The organism is Mucilaginibacter ginkgonis (assembly GCF_009754905.2).
GTDB classification, from domain to species: Bacteria; Bacteroidota; Bacteroidia; order Sphingobacteriales; family Sphingobacteriaceae; genus Mucilaginibacter; species Mucilaginibacter ginkgonis.
Genome location: NZ_CP066775.1, coordinates 243,096 through 266,663, shown reverse-complemented (window position 1 = coordinate 266,663; position 23,568 = coordinate 243,096). Strand labels below are relative to the sequence as shown.

The window sequence follows — 23,568 nt, the reverse complement described above, 5'->3', positions numbered from 1 at the left end:
TCAATGCACGTACTTATAACGGGGGCTACCGGCCTTATCGGCACTAAACTTACTGCCGACTTATTAGCTAACGGATACACCGTAAGCCACTTAAGCCGCAAGCCCGGTAGAGATCCAAGGGTTAAAACTTATCTATGGGACGTTGAGAGCGGAAAGATAGACAGTAAGTGCCTTAACGGCGTAGACGCCATTATCCATCTTGCCGGCGCAAGCGTTGCAGAAAAGCGGTGGACAAAAAAAACGAAAACAAGAGATCATAGACAGCCGGGTAAAATCCATCAGCTTAATTTATGATTCGATGCGAACCACTGCTCATCAGGTTAAACATGTCGTTTCTTCTTCTGCAGTTGGCTATTACGGCGATAGCGGCGATGATATCCTACATGAAGAAACAGAACCCGGGACCGATTTTTTGGCTGAGTGCTGTTTGTTATGGGAACAGGCCGTAGATGATGGTGTGCACCAGGGTTTGCGCGTTGTTAAACTGCGCACAGGCATTGTGCTGTCAAAAAATGGCGGGGCGCTTCCGGCACTGGCCCTGCCGGTTAAATTTGGCTTGGGCACCGCGCTTGGCAGCGGCAAACAATGGTCGCCCTGGATACATATCGATGATGCCGTGTCCGTGTACATTTATGCGTTGCAAAACAAAGGATTAAGCGGTGCCTACAACATGGCGGCACCAAACCCCGTAACAAATAATGATCTGACTAAAGCCGTAGCCAAACAATTGCACAGGCCTTATTGGCTGCCACATGCACCGGCATTTATGCTAAAGCTTATACTGGGCGAACGCAGCATCATCGCTTTAGAAAGTACACGCGTTTCATCAGAAAAAATTACAGCCGAAGGTTTTACCTTTAAATATACACAGATAGATACAGCCCTTACCGACATTTATGGATAAACAAGCGATAACAATATTCTGGTTCCGGCGCGATCTGCGCCTGCATGACAATGCCGGGCTTTACCGCGCACTTAATAGCGGCAACCCCGTTCTCGGCCTGTTCATCTTCGATAAAGAGATATTGAATGATCTGGAGGATAAAGACGACGCAAGGGTATCCTTTATTCACGAAAACGTTGACGGGCTAAAAAAAGAGCTTGAAAAGCATCACAGCAGCCTGATCATTAAATATGACAAGCCCGAAAGTGCTTTTAAAGAAATTATAAAGGAATATAATGTCGCGGCGGTATATACCAACCGGGATTATGAACCTTACGCTAAAGAGCGCGACAGCCAAATGGCTCAACTGCTAAAAAAGCACGACATAGATTTTAAGGATTTTAAAGACCAGGTAATTTTTGATAACGATGAGGTTTTAAAGGATGATAAAAAGCCCTACACCGTTTTTACGCCTTATAAAAACAAATGGCTGCACACGCTTAAACCATTTTACTTAAAGAGCTATCCCACAGACAAATATTTCAAAAACTTATTCCATACCAAGCCGCTAAAGGATGTTTCTCTAAAGGAAATGGGCTTTGTACCAACAACGCAAAAATACCCGCCGTTACAGTATAAAAAGGTAATAGACAATTATGTGAACACCCGGAATTACCCAGCTATCGAGGGAACATCACATGCTGATGTGCACCTGCGCTTTGGCACTTTGAGTATAAGGGAACTGGCAACTGAAGCTAGTAAAGCAAAAGAGCGTACCTGGCTTAATGAATTGATATGGCGCGAATTTTATATGATGGTGCTTAATCATTTCCCTGATACAATGAGCCATGCTTACCGCCCCGAGTATGACCGTATAAAATGGCGCAATAACGAAGCAGAATTTAAATTGTGGTGTGAGGGCAAAACCGGTTATCCATTAGTTGATGCCGGCATGCGCGAAATTAATGCCACAGGGTTTATGCACAACCGCGTGCGGATGGTTGTTGCGAGTTTTTTGGTAAAACACCTGCTGATAGACTGGCGCTGGGGCGAACATTATTTTGCGCGTCATTTGTTAGATTATGAAGCATCTAGCAATGTGGGCAACTGGCAGTGGGTTGCAGGATCGGGGACTGATACTATGCCATACTTTAGGATCTTTAATCCAGAAGCGCAGCTGGAAAAGTTTGACAAGAAACTTATCTACGTCAAGAAATGGGTGCCCGAGTATGGTACAGACGAATATCCCGAACCGATGGTGGATAACCGCGAAGCCCGCGACCGCTGCCTGAAAGTGTATAAAGCAGCAGTGGCCAAATAAATATTGGCCACCGGTATTCTTTAATTGGTTATTGACTCGATAGTGAAATCGTAGTATAAACAGGAGTTTGGCCCTGGTGATGATACACTAAACCCATATGGGCTTGATGGCGTTAACCCATATCCTAAAGCAGATGGAATGATCAGCGATAAGTTGGTGCCTTTAGTTACATTCTTGAAACCTTCCTGCCAGCCTTTTGGTATCTCTGCATAATCACGCGGTGATGCCGAAGAATCTGATGCGGTGTAGTAATCAAAGATCACCCCATTCATTAACCTGCCGTTAAACTGCACACCGATTGTGGAGTTGGGCGTAGGTACAGATTTACCCGTTCCTTGCTGAGTGATTTTGTAATAAAGGCCCGACGCTGTTTTGGTAAAGCCAGACAAACCGTTTGTGGTCATATAGTTCCTGATCACCAGGTCATCATAGGCTGCTTGTTGGCTTGGATCTACCATGTTAATATAGTAATCCAAACTTTCATTACCCGGCAAACGCGTACTGCCAGTACCCTGACCTGTTGCACCATATGCCAACCGTGACGGAATGATCACGTGTGCCTGCGTTCCACGATATTTAAGAAGATTTTTGATAGCCAATTGTAGTCCCGGAGGCGTTAAATGCCCTACGTAATTATAGGCATGATTAACGGCGGTGTCTGACAGGGTGTATTTACCATCAAGGCTGGTTGCTGTGTAAACGTAGAAAACCAGATCAGGGTAGTCAAGCGCCGTACCGGTGCCTTGCTTTGTGATCTTGTAATAGATACCTGTTGTGTCGCCACCTGTCAGATCGCGGGTGTAACCGGTTAAATTATGGCTCGATATATAAGCCTGTATCTGCTGCTGGTCGTAAGTTTTGATATCAATATTTTCGGTGTCTTTACGGCACGAGGTTAACCCGCCGGCCATTAAACCAATAGTAGCAATAATAAGAAAAGTAGAAAACGCTTGTTTCATTCAATCAATTAGTTACATCGTACATATTTATATCAAAATCGAGCAATGAATTGGCTGGCAATCCATACTGACTTTGATCATACGGCCCGTAGCCATACCTGGAAGACATGATAATCCTAAGCCTTCCCCCTTTATTTATCTTGGCGGCACTTATACCCAGCTGCCACCCTTTTATAGTTTGTCCTAACACAAAAGAAGGATTAACCCCCGCCGCATTGGCACTTGTTGCAAAAAGCTGGGTGGCGCCAAGTATTTTAGCAGTAAACCCGACAGTTATAGTAGACGATCCCGAGTATAGTGCCGGCACTGTACCCGCGTCTTCAACTATATACCACACACCAATGGTGTCTACCTTTGGCGCGCCGACATGCACTGCGTTAAGCTTATTTATAGCAATGTAATTTGCAATGGCCTGGTCATCAATCGCGGCTTGTTTATTAATGTTGGTGGCCACGTCGTTAGACTTTTTGCAGCTGCCAAATATCACAAGGCTTAATACTATAACCGCCCACCTGCGCATGTCCATTTTTTCAATCGGCAAATTTATCGTTTTAAAATTCAAAAACAGCAGGTTAACATATTTTAACACATCAGCATAACGCAATAAGGCTTGTTAAATTACCCGCTTTAGCTTAAAGGGTCTGGAGGCTTATAATTGAGGGTAAGCTTATTCAGCTTCTTGAGCATATCGGTCAGCTGATCCTTTTCCTTATCGCTGAAATGCCCGTTAAGATAATTATTGAATTCCTTTACCACAGCCTTTGCCATGCGGCTTTTTTCGATACCAAGCGGCGTTAGGTAAATCTTTACAGAACGCTTATCGCCCTTATTTAATTCGCGGTAAATAAGGCCCATTTTCTCTACCTGGCTTAGCATACGCGACAAACTGGTAGACTTTGCCCCCATCAGCGCGGCAACTTGTGACACCGTTGTACCTTCTTCGGGATCGATGTTAATGAGCATATAACCTATTGACTGCGTAATGCCGAAATCAGCCACTATCTGATTATAACGTGTAGCCATGGTTTGCCAGACTATCTTAAGGAAATAGTCTATCGTTTCGTGTTTCTGATGTTTATTACGCATTGAGGCCGGTAACAAAAGTACACCCTTAATGGCGTGTGTGCAAATATATTACCAGCCTGTAACCGTGTCGTCGCCGCGTGGATCGGCGCCGCCTTGCAATGAGCCGTCTTTATTTAGCAATATGGCATCAACCCTGTTCATAGGGCCTTTAACCACAATTTTATAGCCCTTAGCCTCCAGCTTTTGCTTAACCTCATCTGTAAAAGTGGCAGCTGTTTCTATCGATACCTCGTCGGGCAGCCATTGGTGATGGAAACGTTTTGAAGAAACGGCCTGCTGCATATCCTGGTTAAATTCTATAACATCTAAGATGGTCTGGTAAACGGCGGTTATAATTGTCGATCCTCCCGGGGTACCCACCACCATAAAAAGCTTGCCGCCTTTTTCCATTATCGTGGGCGTCATAGACGATAACATCCTTTTGCCCGGTTGTATACTGTTGGCTTTGCCACCGGTAACCCCAAACATATTGGGCACACCTGCCTTCGAACTAAAATCATCCATCTCGTTATTCAATAAAAATCCTGCGCCCTTTACAAATATCTTAGAGCCGAACGAGCCGTTAAGCGTTGTAGTAATAGAAACGGCGCTACCCTCTTTGTCAACTATAGAGAAGTGCGTGGTCTGGTCGCTTTCATAGCCTACAAAACTGCCCGGCTTTATATCACTGCTTGGCGTTGCTTTATTCCAGTTAAAGCTTTGCATGCGCTTGGCGGTGTACGCGGGGTTTAATAAGCTGTCGACCGGGACTTTGAAATAATCGGGGTCGCCCAGGTATTTAGACCGGTCGGCGTAAACGCGGCGCTCCGCCTCAACGATCAATTGCACGGTCGAGTCTTGATTATATCCCCAGCGGTGCAAAGGGTACTTCTCAACCGCCGATAGCAATTGCAGCAAAGCTATCCCTCCGCTTGAAGGCGGCGGCATGGTGATGATTTTATAGTTTTTATATTTACCAATGATAGGTTTGCGCCACACTGAGTGGTAATTTTTCAGGTCGGTTTGTGTGATCAAACCACCACCGCTTTTCATTTCGTCAGCAATTTGTTTTGCTACCAAGCCATCGTAAAAACCATCGCGCCCCTTGTCCCGTATCAATTTCAGAGTACTTGCCAAGTCCTGCTGAACAAGAAGCTCGCCCGCTTTCCATGGCGTATCCTTAAGCATATATGTTTTGCCGGGGTTACCTTTTCTAAAAGCGTCTGCCGTGCGGTTAAGGTCATTCGCCAAATGCGCAGTGATGACAAAGCCTCTTTCTGCAAGATCGATAGCCGGTTGCACAAGGTCTGCCCATTTTAATTTGCCATATTTTTTATGCGCGGTGATCATGCCATCAACAGATCCAGGCACACCTGAAGCAAAATGAGTAGACAGGCTCATGTTCGGCACCACATTGCCGGCCGCGTCCAGAAACATGTTAGTAGTCGCTGTGGCCGGCGCTTTTTCGCGGTAATCAAGGGTGTTGGCTTCGCCCTTGGCAGAACGGTAAACCATAAACCCACCGCCGCCAATGTTACCGGCTTCGGGCAATGTTACCGCCAACGCGAATTGTACCGCCACTGCCGCATCCACTGCGTTGCCGCCTTTCTTCAAAATATCGACGCCAACCTTTGATGCATCCGGATAGGCGCACACTACCATCCCGTTGCGATAAACGGCAGATGAAGGTTGAGCATTTACAGCAGTGGATAAAAAAATTGAGGCGATGACAAGCGACTTGAATACAGACATATGCAAATGGTTTGACAAGCAATATACGATGTTATACAGACTTATTTTTGATGGCCTGATTGGCAAAATGCTTTAAGCGTAGTCATAAAACGCAACTAATGCCGTTTAATATCAAAATCGTCCTCATGAAAAAATATACATTCTTGTTATCCCTTGTTTCGATGTTAATGCTTGGCGCCCTTAAGGTGCAGGCCCAGGATTACCCCACAGCCGCTGGTTTAAAATTTGGCGGATATGAAATCGGCCCATCCATTAAGTGGTTCGCCGATGAGCATACCGCGCTCGAAGGCATCGCTGGTTTCCGGAGCGGCGGCTTTGCCATCACAGGGCTGTACGAAGTGCATACCCGCGCATTTAATGTAGACAAGCTGAACTTCTTTTATGGCGGCGGTGCGCACTTAGGCAGCTTAAGGCCGGGCAGCTACAACGGTGGCCGCAACATTTATGATAATAACCGCCTACTCATCGGTGCCGATGGGGTTGTTGGATTAGAATATTTATTCCCCGGCAGCCCCATCGTGATGAGCGTAGACCTTGACCCACGTATAGAATTTGCTACCGGGCCGGTATTCGACCTGGCGCCGGCTTTGGGCATTAAGTATTCGTTCTGATCTATCGAATAACGATAACTTTTTTGCTGTAAGTTTCCCCGCCGAGGGTTAGCTTCAACACATAGGTCCCTGCCGGTAGCGATGCTGTGCTTACCACTGTGCTGTAAGCACCCGCGGCTATAGTACGCTCTTCCTGCCTTTGTATCTGGCCCGCACTGTTTACAAATGTTAGTACCAGTGTACCCGCGGTCTTTGCGGTAAATGCCAGATTGATCTTTGTATTTGCCGGGTTAGGGAACAAGGCTAAGCCTATGTCACTATTGTCGGGATGGAGGGCTGTTAAAGCAAATGCGAAGTTATCTGATATCGACGTACAACTTCCGCTCACTGCTACAGCTACCTGGTAATTGCCGCTTTCGACAGGGCTCAAGGTCGAGCCCGTTGCGCCCGGTATTGCAACGCCGTTGAAGTACCATTGATTGCCTGTGGCATAATTTGAATTCAATACGTTGCCATTTCGTGTAATTATTGGTTTAGTCAACGCGACTGCCACTCTTGACGTCGACGGGCAGCCGTAACTGACCACCTGCATGTTATAAAAGTAGTAATAAAACGTCTGCGGATTTGGTGTGGCCGAGTTAGTTGTAATGTTAAAGATATTACCCACACCAAACGGATAGCCCGTTACACCCGCGTTACTGCGGAATAGTGTAGCGTTAGCGTCATAAGTGGTGTTGATAGTATAAGTACCTGCATTCGGCAACACAAGGTTTAAAGTATAAACACGTCCCTGATCTGCCGGATCATCAACCTGTGCACCCGCCCCCGGCGTGGTCCGCGTCGCGACAGCGTTAATGGTTGTTGTCGACACGATCTGCCCCGTACTGTCTGCTACGCTAAATGTAATCTGGCCCGAGTTACCAATGTATAAACGTGCGCTCTGTATCACTACGGGGATAGCGGTTTTTACTGTTACATACGGCCCGAATTGATTATAGCCGCCGCCTGAAAATGCCGATTTTGTAGCCGGACCTACTGTTGCCGAAAAATCATTGATGCCAACATAATAGCTTCCGTTAGCAGGCGGCGTAGTGGTCGACGTTAAGTTACCTGCCGCTACAGGGACGGCTGCCGTTGCAGACGGGTACCACAATAATGCCGGCCCGCCTGTACCTGTAAGCTGATAACTGCTGGTATTAACGCAATAAAATGCAGATAGCGCGGTGGGCACCGGTGTTGGCGCGATAGGCAAGTTGGCGCTTGTCTGGTTGTCAGACGTTATAGGGTCTGCCGCCAGATTTGTAGCGCCTGTTAAAACATACGTACTGCCGGCCTGAACGGTGTATGTGTTATTGAAAACATAGTCTACACTGGCATTAGGGGCGATAGAGCCTGTATATGTTTCGTTGAACGTAGTAACCGTACCGTCGGGTGCTTTGATTGATAACGTAACCGGAACGCTTGTCAACGTAACAGTCCCAAAGTTTTTGATGGTGACAATGAAATTGGTTTTGCCCGCGCATAAACCGATCGGGTTAGCACCCTGAACGTTAGTAGCGCCCGCGTCTATACTTGGCTGTATAAATTGTACCCTGTAATCCTGGGTTTCGCCTTTGGCATATGTACCACATGGCGAAATGGTGGTTGGATCATTAGTTTCTGAGAGCACGACACGCAGCCTTGTATAGTTACCTACTATCAGGTCAGGCGGTGCAGTGATCGTTGTGGTAAAAGTACCCGTTGCGCTGATTACCCCGGTGGTAGCAATTAATTCGTTGGCATCTGTGAAATCGCCGTCGCTGTTCCAGTCCACATACACCTTAGCAATCTTATTAAAGTTGCCGCCGCATGTGCCTGCTGTTAGGCTTAAGGTGTAAGTCTTGGCCGGTTCAACTTGAGCCGTAAGCGCGGTATAGTCTGAGTATGAGGTGCAGCCTGCGGCCGGAGTATTATTTATTCCGGCGAAGGTAAAGTTGTTGATCCTTGAATCGGCAGTCGACGCAGGTGCTGAAGCGCAATAAATGCTGCCGCCGCCACCTATCGATACCAGGGAATATGCCTGGCTGCCTGTGTTCAACGTACCTTTATGGGTAATACTGATGGTATATTGCCGGCCCGGAACGGGGTTGGCTATGTAAACCTGTTCCACATTATCGCGTATGTTGTTGCCTGTTGTGGCAGCAGCGTTGGGATGGTCGGGGTCTAACACCCAAGCTAAATAAGTGGTAGTGCCATCGCTCACTTTTATGTCCAGGTCATTAATCAACTTGGGCGTTCTGCTGTTGACAGTGCCGTCCGCGGTTATCGTGCCTTGTGGATCTGTCCAGCAGATGGTTGATACCAGCGGGCCATTGCCCGAAGCCACCACGTTAAAAGTTTGTGTTTGGCCGGTGGCTAAACTGTTCTCTTTAATAATGCTTTTAGTGCCGTTATCAGTGATTGCCTGCGCGGCCTTCTGCATATCCAGCAAACCCCAGCCATAAATATAATCGGGACCAGCATTGCCGGCGTCAAAAGCAGTTCCGCAGGCAAGGCCTTTTAATGTTGCTGATCGCATAAAAGCGCCTGCATTTTGCTTGGCCCAATATTCCTGAAGCAGTAACAAAGAGCCTGTGACGTTAGGCGCTGCCATTGATGTACCACTTAAGGTAACATAAGATGTGTTGCTGGCACTGCCTGTGGAGGTAACGTTTAGGCCATCGCCCATAATGTCAGGCTTTACGCGGCCATCATCTGTTGGCCCCCAACTACTGAAAAAAGAAACCTGAACATCGTTCTTCGAAGTCGGCCCGCCGGGGATAGGATTCACTGCGCCAACTGTCAGAATATTTTTCGCGTTAGCGAAATCGGGGATTATGTCGTAATAGGTATTGCTGCTGATGGTCGCAGGGCGGTTTCCCTTGTCAACAAAGGTTCGGTCGGTGCGGCTGTTATATCCCCAATAGTCCGACCCAACTGCCGGACCGGGATAACCCCTGCTGTTACCTGCTGATTCAACAATAAGATATTGCGGTGCTTTAACAGCGATGTTGTCGAAAGCCTGCGCCTGGCTGCCGTAAAAACCGAATTTATAATCCACGCTGTCGCCGGGCAAGCCGTACCAATACCAGCGGCTGGTCGACGAATCATAATCCCACCCTGCAATAGTGCCATAGGAGTGATTAGACAGCAACAGGTTAGCCGCCTGGGAAGACATCTCTGATACGTCATTATTAAAATCGTAGGACACCAACGTATTCATACCAAAAGCCATCCCCTTCGCAGGGCCATAAACCCCTTTAGCGATCATGGTGCCCGATACGTGGGTGGCATGCTCGTCGGTACCTAATTGTGTATCATGAATGGTGATCGTTTTGCCCGCAAACTCCTGATGTGTAGCTAAAGGCGCGCCGCCGTCCCAGATCCCTAACTTTCCTGCCAAAAATGTGCTGGATCCGCTTAAGTTTAAATTGAGCGCGCCGCCCGGCTGAACATAATTTGTGCGGGTCGTTGCTGCAGCGGTTGTGTTGTTATCAACCCTAACGTAAATTGGAAAGCCTGATGGCGAAATATCATGAAGCGCGATGTAACCACCGTTCTTCCGTTTGGCGTTCTCTGGCCAGTTATGCTTTTTTCGCAGATCTGCAAACTTGCTTTGTTTGTCCTGGTAAGTTTTATCGTACTGTGTAGAGAGTGATTGCAGTTCTATTTTATTAGCTTCTACAACAGGGGGGCGTTGCTGGGCATAACTATTGCTAAACAATGCCGACAAAAGCAGAATAATGCACAGAACAAAAAGAGGGGTATTACCGCCGCTTAACCGGCGCGCACTATTCACTGTCACAATTTTATTAGGATGAGTATAAGTTGTCAAATTGAATTGCTAAATATACTTAATAGCTTAATTTTAAGCGTTTAATTTTTCTCTCTATGAAATATTTTTTTTCGATGCTGCTGCCAATGTTAGTAGCCTGCAAGACATTTAACAACAAACTGCCGCTTACACAAGGCATTAAAGGCACTGTGGTAGAACAAAGCGGCAACATGATGCCCCGCCCGGGACGGGAAAAACCAAAGCCTAAAGCAATTTCTGCCACTTTATACGTTTACGAATCTACAACCGTTGCCCAAACACAAGGTAGCCTGCCTTCATTTACAAGGATCAACAGCAAATTGGTAACCATATTGAAAACTAACTCATACGGTGTTTACGCCACTTATTTGCCGGAGGGTACGTATTCTGTTTTCATAAAAGATGATAAAGGATTTTTCGCCAGCGAGAGCGACGGCAATGGTATCATTAACCCCATCACCGTTTCTAAGGGACAGGTTACCGAACATAACTGGGTATTATCGAGAAACGCTGTCTATTAGTTGCACTAGAACGCAAATAAAAAATCCCGCTTCTAAATCAGGAGCGGGATTTTTATAAGGTAACTGGTTACATGGTTGTTGGTAACTGTTTAAATATACCTTCAACCACTTTAGGTAATTCTTCTATGGTTTTTTGCGGGTCGTGGTGCAGTTCGCCTACCCCAAAACCTCTCCAGATGATCTTGTTGCTTTTGCGGTCAATCAGATCGATGATGATGGTACCTTCTTTATAAGTTTCGGGCACAGCGTAAGTGCCTCCGCCGTAATATGGGAAGCCGCCATACCAGTATGGGCGATAACCCCAGTAAGGCCTGTAAAAAGCACCGCCCCAATAGTATGGGTAAGCAGTATAATAATCAAGGCGGGTACCGCGGCCTACTGCCGATGTATAGTGCACCAACAGGTCTGGTGTCTGCTCGTCGATCCTCAAACCTTTGGTCTGTAAATTAAATAAAGCTGCCGTCCGGATGGCTTGTGTTGCCTGCGGATTATTGTAATACGCGTTGCCGGCATAAGGCTTGCCGCCTTTATCTGGCTTTGGGTTACTTTGACCCGGGTCTGCTATCCAGGCAAATGTGTGATATTGTGAAGTATTCAGTTTGGTTGCACCCGCTTTGTAATAGCTGTAGGTGTCGCACGCCTGAATAAGCGCTACGCTGATCAGGATCAGCCCGGTATATAGAATGCGTTTCATTGAAGGGTATAAATTTTATAGTTATTAGACAAATGATTGCTCAAAGGTTTAACAGTATCATGAGTTTTTTGTGAGTTTTTAAGACAGATATTTACCCACCAGCGGCATCCGCCTGCCCATACCGAATGCCTTTGGTGATACCCTTAATATCGGTGGGGTTTGGTAGCGCTTATGCTCAGAAATATTGACTAAACGAAGCACCCGTTTAACCAATGCCTCGTCATAGCCCATCTTTACGATCTGCGATGATGAGCAACGGTTCTCGATATATTCTTTCAAGATCTTATCCAGCACATCATAGTCAGGCAGTGAATCACTATCCTTCTGATCGGGGCGCAATTCGGCCGATGGCGGTTTTACGATAGTGTTTTCGGGGATGATCTCGCGGTCGCGATTGATGTATCGCGCCAGTTGAAATACCTGCGATTTAAACACGTCGCCCAAAACAGAGATACCGCCGCACATGTCGCCATACAAAGTACCGTAACCCACCGCGGCTTCGCTCTTGTTTGAGGTATTCAACAGAATGTACCCAAACTTATTACTCATAGCCATCAGCAGCACAGCACGGCTGCGCGCCTGAATGTTTTCTTCGGCGATGTTAAAAGGCAAGCCCTTGAACTGCTGTTCGAGTGCAGACTCGAACGCCTCCGTCACGGAACGTATAGCGATCATCTCTGATTTGCAGCCCAGGTTATTGATTAAATCTTGCGCGTCTTTTAATGAATGGTCTGTTGAGAATTTTGAGGGCAGCATAACTGCCATCACATTCTCAGGTCCAAGCGCTTCGGCGGCAAGCGCTGCAACTACAGCCGAATCAATACCTCCCGATAGGCCCAAAATAGCCTTACTAAAGCCCGACTTTACGAAGTAATCTTTGATGCCCAATTTTAACGCCAGGTAGATCTGCTCAATATCCGACTGGCGTTCTGGCATCAGCGTTTCCTTTTGTCCGGGAGTGATCTTGCCATCAGCGGCTAACTCATAATAGGTAAGCGCTTCTTCAAAATAGGGCATCTCGTCAACAATTGCGCCTTCTTTATTAAACACTAACGAACCGCCGTCGAAGATAAGTTCGGTATGCGCGCCAACATGGTTTACATAAAAAAGTGGAAGCTTATACCGGCTGGCGTTGTCGCCCAATATGGCAATGCGTTCTTCGTCGTGCTGGTATGAAAACGGCGACGCGGCGATGTTGATCATCACATCCGGATTCTCGCGCATTAATTGGTCCATCGGCCTGTTAACGTACAACGGGTTTTCAATGGTATTCCACAAGTCTTCGCAAATAGTTAGCGCAATGCGGTGACCCATAAAATCTATACATTTAAAGGTCATGCCCGGCTCAAAGTATCGGTATTCATCAAACACATCATAGTTGGGCAGCAAAGCTTTATGAACTACGGCTTTAATCTCGCCATCGGCAATAAAGTACGCCGAATTAAATAAGTCCTTCCCTTCGGGGTTATTATTTGGCGTCGGCACGCCGATGATGCACGCTATACCCTGACATTCTTTAGCTATCTGTTGTGCCGAAATTTCGCAGGTGTTTATGAATTCACTGAATTCCAGAAAGTCGCGCGACGGATAGCCGCAAACGCACAATTCGCCAAAAACCACCAGGTCAGCATTTTTTGCCTTAGCTTTGCGAATAGCATCGATGATTTTTTGCGTGTTGGCTTCAAAATTGCCGATGTGATAATTAAGTTGTGCGAGTGCGATATTCATATTAAAAGACTGAAAACGGCTGCAAATTTTGCTGCCTAAGCATTAATCTACTAACAAAAAATGGCCTCTACTGTGTTAAAAGGCAACCAAATCTACATTTTTTTTACATGCCTTATCTTACTGGCTGCCTGCACCGGTAATAACAAGGTTGATGTAAGCAATATCCCGTTAACAGTTTCTATTGAACGTTTCGACCATGACCTCAACAATTTAAAGCAGCCACCTGCCGAACCCAAGGCCCAGGCGATGAAACAGAAATACGGCTTGTTTTATCAGGATTTCATTGAACGGATATTGCATGCAGGCAGTATCAATTCGCCGGCATATTTATCAAAACTAAACGCTATACTTTCTACGCAAGCTTACATCGACCTAAAGCACGATGTTGATTCTATTTACCCAAACCTCGATAAGCAAAATGCAGAACTGACCGATGCCTTTAAGCGTATAAAGTATTACTTCCCGCAAAAGCAGCTGCCAAGGGTTTATGCGTATCTATCAGGTTTCGAGGCGCAAACCGCTATTGGGAACGGCTATGTGGGCATTGGGCTCGATCTGTTTCTGGGCAATAAGTCGAGATTTTACCCTGCCATTGTAGAAGCATATCCTATGTACCTGCAGCATTTCTTTACACCCGAAAATATTACCCCGCGTGTTGTTGAAGGCATATTGCGCGAAGATATGTTCCCGGAACCGAACAGCGACAAAACCATGCTGCAGAAGATGATCTATAACGGCAAAATCATGTACGCCATGGACCTTTTGCTGCCCGACGTGGGCGACACGACCAAAATCCGATATACTACCCAAAAAATGCAGTGGGCAGAAAAATTTAAGGCCGATATCTGGGGATATTTCCTGGAAGAAAACATCTTGTACAGCAGCGATGTCCTAAAAAATCAGGTTTATTTTGATGATGGCCCGTTTACTGCCGGACTTGGCGAGCGCAACGAGTCTGCGCCGAAGCTGGGCACATGGACAGGTTGGCAGATAGTGCGCGAATACATGAAACGTAATCCAAACATCACCCTTAAACAATTAATGGCTGTTGACGACGCTCAAAAGATCTTAAACCAGTCGCATTACAGGCCAAAGTAAAGTCTCTTTTTTTTAACGACGTTGCGAGCTACAACACTAACGTGATTTTGTAATGAGGCGAGTGTAAATAAAAAGCCCCGCTAAAAGCGAGGCTTTAATATTTCTAGAATCTTGTGGCTTAGCCTAAAATATTTTTGATTGCCCTAAGCGCAATAACCACACCAACAACCAGAATAGCGTTAGCAGCCCATGACCAGTAAGGCGCATCACCGGCAAAACGCAGGTAAACACCTACAATGCCGATAAAGATGGCAATGGTCATTAAAATATAGTGTTTCTCTGAGTTTGCGTTTTCAATGCTGTTCATGGTGTTGTTTGTTTAAGGCAAAAATATAAATGTTTGTATAAATCCTTATTGTCATGCCGAATTTATTTCGGCATCCCATCGTTAGGTCTTGCATGTGAGATCCCGAAACAAGTTCGGGATGACGTTAGGTTCGCGAATTACCCGTTACTTAATGCTGCCGCACCGCTCACGATCTCTGTAAGCTCTGTGGTGATGGCTGCCTGCCGTGCCTGGTTGTAAGAAAGTTTCAATGCTTTTAACAATTCACCGGCGTTATCTGTAGCCTTATCCATGGCTGTCATACGTGCACCGTGCTCAGACGCATGCGAATCTAATACCGCGCGGTATAACTGAATCTTAATATTTTTAGGAATCAGTTGTTCAACGATCTCTTCCTGATTTGGCTCTAAGATGTAATCAACCTGTGCCTTTTTCTCCTGCTCTTTGTTCTCGGTTTTCGGCACCGGCAACAATTGCTCTGTAGTCAATATCTGCACAGCCGCGTTGCGGAAGTGATTATAAACCAAATCTACCCTGTCATAATCGCCGTTCACAAAACCCTTCATAATGTCTTCGGTGATCTTAGACACTGTAGTAAAGTTCAGGTCGTTGTAAACCTCGGTATTGTTACCGATAACATTGTATTTACGGCGCTGATAGTATTCCTGTGCTTTTTTACCGATAGCAACGATTGATACGTTGCCTTTGGCTAATTGTTCAGGATATTTTTCTGCAATTAGATTGTTAGCAGTTTTGATGGCGTTTGTATTGAAAGCACCCGCCAAACCACGGTTAGAGGTAACAACCACAACCAATACGCGAACGGGTTCGCGGGTTTGCAGGTACGGCGAAGTACCATCTTCCAAACTTGCCGAAAGGTTGGCCAGTATTTCTTTAAGCTTTACTGCATAAGGGCGCAACTGCATAATGGCGTTTGTAGCACGCTTCAACTTAGCAGCCGAAACCATTTTCATGGCTTTGGTGATCTGCTGCGTTGAGTTTACAGATGCAATACGGTTTCTTACTTCTTTTAAATTAGCCATTCTTTTTCGAGATGTGAGATGTGAGATTTGAGATATGAGATCGCTCTCTACTCATTTTCATCAACTCAATTCTTCTTATGAAAGATGCAAGATTCTGTCTCAAATCTCACATCTAATATCTCATATCTAATTAATATTTCCCTGACAGTTCTTTAGCTACAGTTTCTAATACGCTTGTTAAAGAATCGTCAAATTTACCTGCTTTCAAAGCTGCAAGGGTTTCCGGGTGGCGTATCTCCATCTGGCTTAAGAATTCTGTTTCAAATTCTTTTACCTTATTTACAGGCACATTACGCATCAGGTTTTTAGTACCAAGGTAAACCATAGCCACTTGTTTTTCAACCGTTACCGGCGAGTACTGCGGCTGCTTCAACATCTCTACGTTACGTGCACCTTTATCCAATACCAGTTTGGTAGAAGCGTCAAGGTCTGAACCGAACTTAGAAAAAGCCTCTAACTCGCGGTATTGTGCCTGGTCTAATTTCAAAGTACCGGCAACCTTTTTCATCGATTTGATCTGCGCGTTACCACCCACACGTGATACCGAGATACCTACGTTGATGGCAGGGCGAACACCCGCGTTAAACAAGTTAGACTCCAAAAATATCTGACCGTCTGTGATAGAGATCACGTTGGTTGGGATATATGCTGACACGTCACCCGCTTGCGTTTCAATGATAGGCAAGGCGGTTAATGAACCGCCGCCTTTAACCAGGTGCTTGATAGACTCAGGCAGGTCATTCATGTCACGCGCAATCTCGTCGTTAGAGTTGATCTTAGCGGCACGCTCTAATAAGCGGCTGTGCAGATAAAATACGTCACCGGGATAAGCCTCGCGGCCCGGCGGGCGACGCAATAGCAATGATACTTCGCGGTAAGCAACAGCTTGTTTAGATAAATCATCATAAACGATCAATGCCGGGCGACCGGTATCGCGGAAATATTCACCGATGGCAGCACCTGCGAAAGGCGCGAAGAACTGCATTGGTGCCGGGTCAGAAGCGTTTGCCGCAACAACGATAGAATATGGCATGGCGCCTTTTTCTTCAAGCGTGCGTACAATGTTCGCTACTGTTGATGCTTTTTGACCGCAGGCAACATATATACAGATTACCGGCTGGCCGGCATCATAAAATTCTTTTTGATTGATGATAGTATCGATACAAACTGCTGTCTTGCCGATCTGGCGGTCACCGATAACCAACTCACGCTGGCCACGGCCGATTGGGATCATCGCGTCTATGGCTTTGATACCTGTTTGCAAAGGCTCATTAACCGGCTGGCGGTAAATAACACCGGGTGCTTTACGCTCTAAAGGCATCTCATAGGTTTGTCCGCTGATAGGGCCTTTACCATCGATAGGCTCGCCCAGTGTGTTGACCACACGGCCAAGCATGCCCTCGCCTACGTTAAGGGAAGCGATCTTTTTGGTACGTTTAATGGTATCACCTTCTTTAACACCTTCAGACTGGCCAAGTAAAACCACACCAACGTTGTCTTCTTCAAGGTTAAGTACTATACCTTGCAAACCGTTAGCAAATTCAACTAACTCGCCCGATTGTACTTGTGTTAAACCATACACGCGCGCAATACCATCGCCCACTTGTAGTACGGTACCAACTTCTTCTAATTCAGTTTCTGACTTGAAGCCCGACAATTGCTGACGCAAAATTGCTGATACTTCGTCTGGTCTTACCTCTGCCATTTGATTATATTTTAGCTTTGCTTATACTTAATTATTAACTACCTCTTGGGTAAAATCTTTTTTCAATCTTGCTAAACTGCCCGATACGCTGGCATCTATCTGCCTGTCGCCTACGGTTAAAATAAAACCGCCAATAAGGCTTGGGTCAACTTTCTCAACCAGTTCAACCTGGCCATTAGTAATGTGGTTAACCTCTGCCACAACCTGCTGTCTATTCTCAGGCGAAAGCGGCACTGCCGAAACTACCGTAGCACGAACAATATTTTTGATCACATCATACTGATTTACAAACTCTAAAGATGTTGGATAAAGCAGCTCGCTGCGGCTTTTGTTGATCATGATATGAAAGAAACCGATAGTCGCTTTGTTTACCTTACCGGTAAAAATGGCGTCGAGGATCTTTTTCTTCTTATCGTGCGAAATGATGGGGTTACGCAGCACTGCCTGCAGTTCTGAATTTGCCCTTAAAGTTTGCGCAAAAAGACCCATATCGCCACGCACAGCCTCCAGCGAGTTTTGTTCCTTCGCCAGGTCTATCAGTGATTTGGCATATCTTGATGCAACTGTTATTTCAGACATTTCTTAAAGTTGTGAGTTGTAAGTTGTGAGTTGTGCGTTATTGAAAACAGACAACTAATAACCGGAACCTATTTTACAATAACTTCTTTCAGCAAGTCGGCTACTAAAGCGTCCTGCTCTTGTTTATCTTCAAATTCTTTGCGAAGCACTTTCTCAGCAATGTCTATAGACAATTGTGCTACCTGTGTTTTAACAGACGCCAACGCAATAGCTTTTTCATTGTTGATTTCCAGGCGCGCTTTCTCGATCATGCGTGCGCCCTCTGCTTCGGCAGCACCTTTTGCATCATTAATGATCTGGTCTTTGATCTGGCGGGCTTCCTTCAAAATAAGGTCGCGTTCCGCGCGTGCTTCTTTTATTAATTGCTCGTTCTCGTTAGTTAAACGGGCCATCTCTTCTTTAGCAGATTCTGCCTGTAATAAAGCAGTCTCAATAGTACGCTCACGCTCTGTTACCGCGCCTAAAATAGGTTTCCAGGCAAATTTGCGCAGGATGATCAAAAGGATCACAAATGATAGCAGTGTCCAGAAAACCAATCCTATACTTGGGGTTACCAATTCCATATTCTTATCTATTTATTCTAAGTAAGTGTCTTTCTTAAAAACACAGTCCGGTGCCAACCGCGCCGGGCCTGTGCTTTGTTTTTTGCCTGCTTGAAATTACAGCAGGGCAACTACCACGGCAAACAGTGCAACACCTTCTACAAGGGCTGCAGCGATGATCATGTTAGTTTGGATTTTTGAAGAAGCTTCTGGCTGACGAGCAATACCTTCTACTGCTTTGCCACCAATTTGACCGATACCGATACCGGCACCGATTACTGCTAAACCAGCACCGATAGCGCCAAGTTTGCTAAGGCCAACAACGCCTGAAGCAGCAGCTTCCTGGATCATTCCGATCATTCCAATCATTGTTTGATAATTTAAAACGTGTATATATAGATAATTAATTGCTTATTAATGGTGATGCTCTTCAACAGCCATACCAATGAACAGTGCAGATAGCATGGTGAAGATAAACGCCTGTAGGAACGCTACCAACAACTCTATGCAATCCATAAACACTACAAACACAACTGAAACCGGCGACATCCAAATGGTATTGAAGATAAATATCAGCGATATCAAACTTAGTACGATGATGTGGCCTGCGGTGATGTTTGCAAACAAACGTATCATCAACGCGAAGGGCCTTGAAATAACGCCGATCAACTCAACAGGCACCATGATAATGTATAACCACCATGGAATATCTGGTGCAAAAATGTGTTTCCAATAATATTTGTTACCGCTAACGTTAACCACTACTAAAATGATGGCAGCGAGTGTTAGCGTTACCGCGATGTTACCTGTAAGGTTATACGCGGCAGGAAATATCGGGATCAAACCTAAAAGGTTATTGATCAGGATGAAAAAGAAAATCGTCAACAGCAAAGGCATATAACGTGCCGCCTTAATACCAATATTCGGGATAGCAACGTCATCGCGCACGAACAGTACAACCGGCTCTAAGAAAGATTGCAAACCCTTAGGCGCTTTGCCTTCGCGTTTTTTATATGCTGATGCAACAGACAAGAAAACAATTATCAGGATAAGCATTGCCATCCACATGCTGGCCACGTTGCGGGTAATAGAAAAATCGATCACCTTCTTAGACGCGGCCTCGTCAACTTTACCGTTTGCATCGGCAACCTTAACATGGTTACCTTCCATTACGTAGCTGTTATAATTGCCGGTATAAACAGGATGTTGAACTACACCGTTTTCTTCCGTCTCGCGGATCTTTTCTGACGAGAATATTTCAAGGCCTTTATCGGTATATAATATTATTGGCAACGGCAGAAATATCTCTTTAACCAAAGGCAAGGCAACCGGCCATGAATGCGAGTCGCTGATGTGTTCAAAAATGATATCCTTAGGGTTAAACGCTTTTGCGGGCTCAGCGGCCTTATTCTCACTTTTTTCCTGGGCAAAACTAAGTGTTGGTAATACACTCAGCATTAAAATAACGCAGGAAATGAAGAATTTTGTGAAATTTTTTTTGTTCAAAACTAAGCCGTTGTTCATTTAAATGAAGTTTCTACCGTAAATTTTGGTTGCGCAAGTTACGCAACAAACCATAAACTTCAAAGGCTGTATTTAAGAAATAAACGTAACAGAAATCTAATGCGAAAACATGCCTGTTTACAGGCGTTTTCCGCAGGAAAAAGAGTACAAAAAATAAGCAGACCAAAATCTTTACCGTTGTTGCCGCAAGAAAGGCCTGAGCATATAAATCCCTGTTTATTTGTTGCACCACCAATATTAAAATAATGGTCATTAGTGTCAATGCAGATATAAATCCGAACAGCAGCCAAAACTTTGGAATCAGCAAAAAAGTATCTCCTGTGGCCGTCAAAACTACAGGGCCTATGGTCATCAGCAACAGAAAAAACAGATAGCGGTATATGGTAGCCGAAACCTTCACTCTTTAATTCCCCTAAAAACAAGTACAAGAGAACTGAACACACCGAACAACGCGAATGCCGCGGTTACCCATTTGGTTTGATGCCCTGAGGAGACATCTATGCGGTAGCCTATGAAGGTCATTATGCCAATGATAGCGATCATTTGAAACGCCAGCCCGGTAAACTTTATATAATTATTGGCTTGTTTACCGTTATTATCATCGTTATTTTGTTGTGCATCAGCCATGCGCAAATCTATTAATCATGTTGCTACAATTTGTTAAATTGGCAAGCTTTTTAAAATATACTAAACTTTGAGGCATAACCGCGTTGCTATACTTTTTTTCCCGGCTTTTATTACCCTGGTGGCGGCATGCAGCCTTGAGAAAAAAACTGCCGTAAACAGGGCGCTTCAAAACTTAACGGCACACTACAACATTATTTTTAACGCTAATGAATTGCTGCGCCAAAAGCAGGAGATCTACGCCACGTCTTTTGTAGACAACTACACAGATTTTTTGCGTGTTTATCAGGACACAACCGGCCGCGCCCAGGGTGCCATAGACAAGGAACTGGATGGCGTTATAGCCCGTGCAAACACCATTATTGCGGTTAAAGAGCAAAGCCATTACATAGGTGATGCCTACCTGTTGCAGTCAAAAGCCAACTACCTGTATGGCCAGTATTTTTTAGCCGACGAATTTAGTGCTTACGTGATCCGCAACTATCCGCAGAATGTTAATCTGGTACAGCAGGCACGCAACTGGCGCGTACGCTCGCTTTTGAATTTAGGACAATTACCCCAGGCGAAACTGGTGTCAGACACTGCTCTGCTTGGCCTTAACGAAACGAAGAAAACAGCCGACCCTGGTGGTGTGTATGCAGCGCGGCTGCAATATGACCTCGATGCCGGCGATTATAAAGAAGCCGAAGAAATGGCTAAGAAAGCCATTAAGGATGCAGCGAATAGCCGTATGCGTTACCGGCTCACTTTTATTTTAGCCCAACTGCAGGAAGCCAATAAAAAACCTGCTGACGCGTACGCTAGCTACAGCAAAGTGGTAAAAAGTAACGCGTCTTTCGAGATGGCGTTTAACGCCGAACTGAACCGTATCCGCATAGAGGATACCCAAAACGGCCGTAAGCTTACCCACCTGCAGCGTTTACAGGGACTAATTAAGAATGACAACAACGCCGATCTGTTAGACCAGATCTACTTCCAGATAGGCGATCAGTATTATGCCGAGAACAATATAGATGCCGCGATTAAAAACTACCGGCTGGCACTAAAGTACAGCACGCGTAACCAGAACCAAAAGGCCATAACCTATCTGCGGTTGGCAGACATCGCCTTTAAAAACAGGGGTGATTATAACGGTGCTAAAAAATTGTATGACAGCACTTTAATGAATATGCTGCCAACCTATCCCGGTTATCGTACTATACAGTTACGGGCAAACAACCTTACTGTGCTGGGCGAACAGCTGGGCATTATCGCACGTGAAGATACTTTGCAACGTTTGGCAAAGCTAAACGAAAAAGACCGTGCCGACTTGCTGAACGAATATGCAAGAAAAGCTGTTGCACAACAAAAGGCAGCAGCGTTGGCAGCAACTAATTCCGCTTTTACTAACGCCAACTCACCCAACTCAACTGTAACTACAGCCACTGTCCCCGGCAATGCTACGTTTTACTTTTATAATGTTAATTCGGTTAGCCAGGGTTTTACGGCATTTAAAAGGGTTTGGGGCAACCGTAAATTAGAAGACAACTGGCGCCGTAGTCTGCGTACGTCATCAGATATTACGGCTAATACGCAAAACCTGGCAGCACAGGTAGATCCTTCGGTCGTGGTTAAAAAAGATGAACGCAGTACGGATGACCTTCTAAGCAGCAATTATAAAAAACAACTGCTGCAGAACCTCCCGCTCACGCCCGAGTTATTGGCGCAATCTAACTCGAGGGTCTATGCGGCATACTTTCTTCTGGCTAATTTTTACCGCGATGTGCTGGAAGACCCCAAAGAGTCGATCGCGTCTTTCGAAATTTTGCTAAGCCGTTTTCCAGACAATAATGACAAGCCGGCCATCTATTACAACCTGTACCGCTTATACAGCAACATAGATATCGCAAAGTCTGATTATTACAAAAACCTGCTGTTAAAAAATTATCCCGAGACCACCTTCGCGAAGATAATCCTCGACCCCGAGTATAGCCGCAAGATGAATGATATAGATGCAGAATTCAATACGGTTTACGACCAATTGTATGATCTGTATGCTAATAAAAAATATATTGATGTAATAGCCCGGGCAGACGCGCTATTATTGCAATATCCTAAAGCTAAATTTGCGGCACAAATAGCGTACCTGCGTGCCATTGCCGCAGGGCATAATGAAAAACTCACGCCATTTAAAGCCGATCTGCTGGCGCTGATCAAAACCTACCCGGATGACCAATTGATCAGTCCGCTGGTTAACCAGCACCTCTCCTTCATAGCGGCGAACGAAGCTGAATTGGCTGCCCGCCCTGTGGTTTTGGTTGATAACGACTTTACAGATGCCGGCTTTGTGCCGACTTCTGTTACGCCAACTTATGCCGTGGTGCAGCAACCGGTTAAACAGCCTGTCGCGCAAAAGGCAACGCCTGCTGCAGAAAAGCCTAAAGTAAAACCAACTGAACCACCTGTTCAACAGAAAGCACCTGTTGTAACGACAGCACCTAAAACGCCGCCGAGTATTTTCTCGCTTCGCGACAGCACACATTATTATTTTGTAGTGAATGTAGCCAGCGGTACAACTAATTTGTCGTCGTCGCGTTTTGGCTTTGGGCAATTTAACCGTGCTAATTTCGATCAGCAACGAGGCATCAGTCACCAGTTGACTACTGCCGGTCCTGACAACCAGTTAATATTTGTAGGCAATTTTAACAGCCTTACAGAGGTTAAAGATTATGCCCGTGCTATTATACCTTTGCTGCCCCAGATAATGAAGGTGCCGGCAGACAAGTACAGCTTTTTCATCATTACCAAAGAAAATCTGGATAAATTAGCCGACAAGAAACTACTGGATACTTACGTAGACTTTTACCAAAAAAATTATTAAA

23 protein-coding genes are annotated in these 23,568 nt (G+C 45.5%); 7 read left to right on the top strand and 16 right to left on the bottom strand.

All coding sequences use genetic code 11. The annotated features are described in order from the left end of the window. The first annotated feature begins 3 nt into the window (after positions 1-3). The 3 genes from GO620_RS17345 to GO620_RS01185 are packed head-to-tail and all read left to right on the top strand — an operon-like array spanning position 4 to position 2,204. Complete coding sequence (locus tag GO620_RS17345) at positions 4-294, top strand: NAD-dependent epimerase/dehydratase family protein (protein ID WP_317198310.1); 291 nt, start codon at positions 4-6, stop codon at positions 292-294. Then, the gene (locus GO620_RS01190; protein ID WP_317198309.1) at positions 200-904 is read left to right on the top strand and encodes a TIGR01777 family oxidoreductase; all 705 of its coding nucleotides are present in this window, start codon (positions 200-202) and stop codon (positions 902-904) included. The genes GO620_RS17345 and GO620_RS01190 overlap by 95 nt, the downstream gene beginning before the upstream one ends. Next, complete coding sequence (locus tag GO620_RS01185) at positions 897-2,204, top strand: cryptochrome/photolyase family protein (protein WP_157523124.1); 1,308 nt, start codon at positions 897-899, stop codon at positions 2,202-2,204. Before GO620_RS01190 ends, GO620_RS01185 begins: the two co-directional genes overlap by 8 nt. A gap of 20 nt (positions 2,205-2,224) precedes the next feature. Here GO620_RS01185 and GO620_RS01180 read toward each other — a convergent pair whose 3' ends face one another. The 4 genes from GO620_RS01180 to ggt all read right to left on the bottom strand — a co-directional run bounded on the left by GO620_RS01180 (position 2,225) and on the right by ggt (position 5,980). After that, on the bottom strand, positions 2,225-3,163 hold the full coding sequence (locus tag GO620_RS01180) for an FKBP-type peptidyl-prolyl cis-trans isomerase (RefSeq protein ID WP_157523127.1): 939 nt from the start codon (positions 3,161-3,163) through the stop codon (positions 2,225-2,227). Positions 3,164-3,167: 4 nt separating this feature from the next. Next, positions 3,168-3,704 carry an FKBP-type peptidyl-prolyl cis-trans isomerase gene (locus GO620_RS01175; protein WP_157523131.1) on the bottom strand — a complete coding sequence of 179 codons (537 nt, stop codon included), beginning with the start codon at positions 3,702-3,704 and terminating at the stop codon, positions 3,168-3,170. Positions 3,705-3,790: 86 nt separating this feature from the next. After that, a complete protein-coding gene (locus GO620_RS01170; protein WP_157523135.1) occupies positions 3,791-4,249 on the bottom strand; it encodes a MarR family winged helix-turn-helix transcriptional regulator in 459 nt (152 codons plus the stop codon). A 48-nt stretch (positions 4,250-4,297) separates the two neighbouring features. Continuing rightward, the gene (gene ggt, locus GO620_RS01165) at positions 4,298-5,980 is read right to left on the bottom strand and encodes a gamma-glutamyltransferase (protein WP_157523138.1); all 1,683 of its coding nucleotides are present in this window, start codon (positions 5,978-5,980) and stop codon (positions 4,298-4,300) included. Between the two features lie 125 nt (positions 5,981-6,105). On the opposite strand from ggt, the gene GO620_RS01160 reads away from it, so the two are divergent. Beyond that, entirely contained in the window at positions 6,106-6,591 is a 486-nt protein-coding gene (locus GO620_RS01160) for a hypothetical protein (RefSeq protein WP_157523141.1), read from the top strand. 1 nt (position 6,592) lies between these two features. Here GO620_RS01160 and GO620_RS01155 read toward each other — a convergent pair whose 3' ends face one another. Then, the gene (locus tag GO620_RS01155; RefSeq protein WP_198173482.1) at positions 6,593-10,354 is read right to left on the bottom strand and encodes a S8 family serine peptidase; all 3,762 of its coding nucleotides are present in this window, start codon (positions 10,352-10,354) and stop codon (positions 6,593-6,595) included. 86 nt (positions 10,355-10,440) lie between these two features. On the opposite strand from GO620_RS01155, the gene GO620_RS01150 reads away from it, so the two are divergent. Beyond that, entirely contained in the window at positions 10,441-10,884 is a 444-nt protein-coding gene (locus tag GO620_RS01150) for a hypothetical protein (RefSeq protein WP_157523147.1), read from the top strand. Positions 10,885-10,951: 67 nt separating this feature from the next. Here GO620_RS01150 and GO620_RS01145 read toward each other — a convergent pair whose 3' ends face one another. Beyond that, a complete protein-coding gene (locus GO620_RS01145) occupies positions 10,952-11,578 on the bottom strand; it encodes a DUF4136 domain-containing protein (RefSeq protein WP_157523150.1) in 627 nt (208 codons plus the stop codon). Positions 11,579-11,656: 78 nt separating this feature from the next. Then, a complete protein-coding gene (locus GO620_RS01140; protein WP_157523153.1) occupies positions 11,657-13,306 on the bottom strand; it encodes an NAD+ synthase in 1,650 nt (549 codons plus the stop codon). 60 nt (positions 13,307-13,366) lie between these two features. Here GO620_RS01140 and gldB point away from each other — a divergent pair, with 60 nt between their 5' ends. After that, complete coding sequence (gldB, locus tag GO620_RS01135) at positions 13,367-14,404, top strand: gliding motility lipoprotein GldB (protein ID WP_157523156.1); 1,038 nt, start codon at positions 13,367-13,369, stop codon at positions 14,402-14,404. A 118-nt stretch (positions 14,405-14,522) separates the two neighbouring features. On the opposite strand, the gene GO620_RS01130 is transcribed toward gldB, so the two are convergent. The 9 genes from GO620_RS01130 to GO620_RS01090 form a co-directional block, all read right to left on the bottom strand. After that, complete coding sequence (locus GO620_RS01130) at positions 14,523-14,711, bottom strand: hypothetical protein (RefSeq protein ID WP_157523159.1); 189 nt, start codon at positions 14,709-14,711, stop codon at positions 14,523-14,525. Positions 14,712-14,848: 137 nt separating this feature from the next. Continuing rightward, positions 14,849-15,733, bottom strand: a complete 885-nt coding sequence (atpG, locus tag GO620_RS01125; protein WP_157523162.1) for an ATP synthase F1 subunit gamma — start codon at positions 15,731-15,733, stop codon at positions 14,849-14,851. A gap of 130 nt (positions 15,734-15,863) precedes the next feature. Next, entirely contained in the window at positions 15,864-17,438 is a 1,575-nt protein-coding gene (gene atpA, locus GO620_RS01120) for a F0F1 ATP synthase subunit alpha (RefSeq protein ID WP_157523165.1), read from the bottom strand. A 27-nt stretch (positions 17,439-17,465) separates the two neighbouring features. Continuing rightward, positions 17,466-18,017, bottom strand: a complete 552-nt coding sequence (gene atpH, locus GO620_RS01115) for an ATP synthase F1 subunit delta (RefSeq protein ID WP_157523168.1) — start codon at positions 18,015-18,017, stop codon at positions 17,466-17,468. 68 nt (positions 18,018-18,085) lie between these two features. After that, positions 18,086-18,580, bottom strand: a complete 495-nt coding sequence (gene atpF, locus GO620_RS01110; RefSeq protein ID WP_157523171.1) for a F0F1 ATP synthase subunit B — start codon at positions 18,578-18,580, stop codon at positions 18,086-18,088. A 96-nt stretch (positions 18,581-18,676) separates the two neighbouring features. Continuing rightward, positions 18,677-18,919, bottom strand: a complete 243-nt coding sequence (gene atpE / locus GO620_RS01105) for an ATP synthase F0 subunit C (protein ID WP_157523487.1) — start codon at positions 18,917-18,919, stop codon at positions 18,677-18,679. A gap of 54 nt (positions 18,920-18,973) precedes the next feature. Further along, on the bottom strand, positions 18,974-20,017 hold the full coding sequence (atpB, locus tag GO620_RS01100) for a F0F1 ATP synthase subunit A (protein WP_244139443.1): 1,044 nt from the start codon (positions 20,015-20,017) through the stop codon (positions 18,974-18,976). Between the two features lie 79 nt (positions 20,018-20,096). Further along, on the bottom strand, positions 20,097-20,483 hold the full coding sequence (locus tag GO620_RS01095; RefSeq protein ID WP_157523177.1) for a hypothetical protein: 387 nt from the start codon (positions 20,481-20,483) through the stop codon (positions 20,097-20,099). Continuing rightward, positions 20,480-20,710, bottom strand: coding sequence for an AtpZ/AtpI family protein (locus tag GO620_RS01090; RefSeq protein WP_157523180.1), 231 nt, complete (start codon positions 20,708-20,710; stop codon positions 20,480-20,482). The genes GO620_RS01095 and GO620_RS01090 overlap by 4 nt, the downstream gene beginning before the upstream one ends. 67 nt (positions 20,711-20,777) lie before the next feature. On the opposite strand from GO620_RS01090, the gene porW reads away from it, so the two are divergent. Continuing rightward, positions 20,778-23,567 (top strand): type IX secretion system periplasmic lipoprotein PorW/SprE, encoded by a 2,790-nt coding sequence (porW, locus tag GO620_RS01085; RefSeq protein WP_157523182.1) that lies wholly within the window; start codon positions 20,778-20,780, stop codon positions 23,565-23,567. Position 23,568 lies beyond the last annotated feature (1 nt).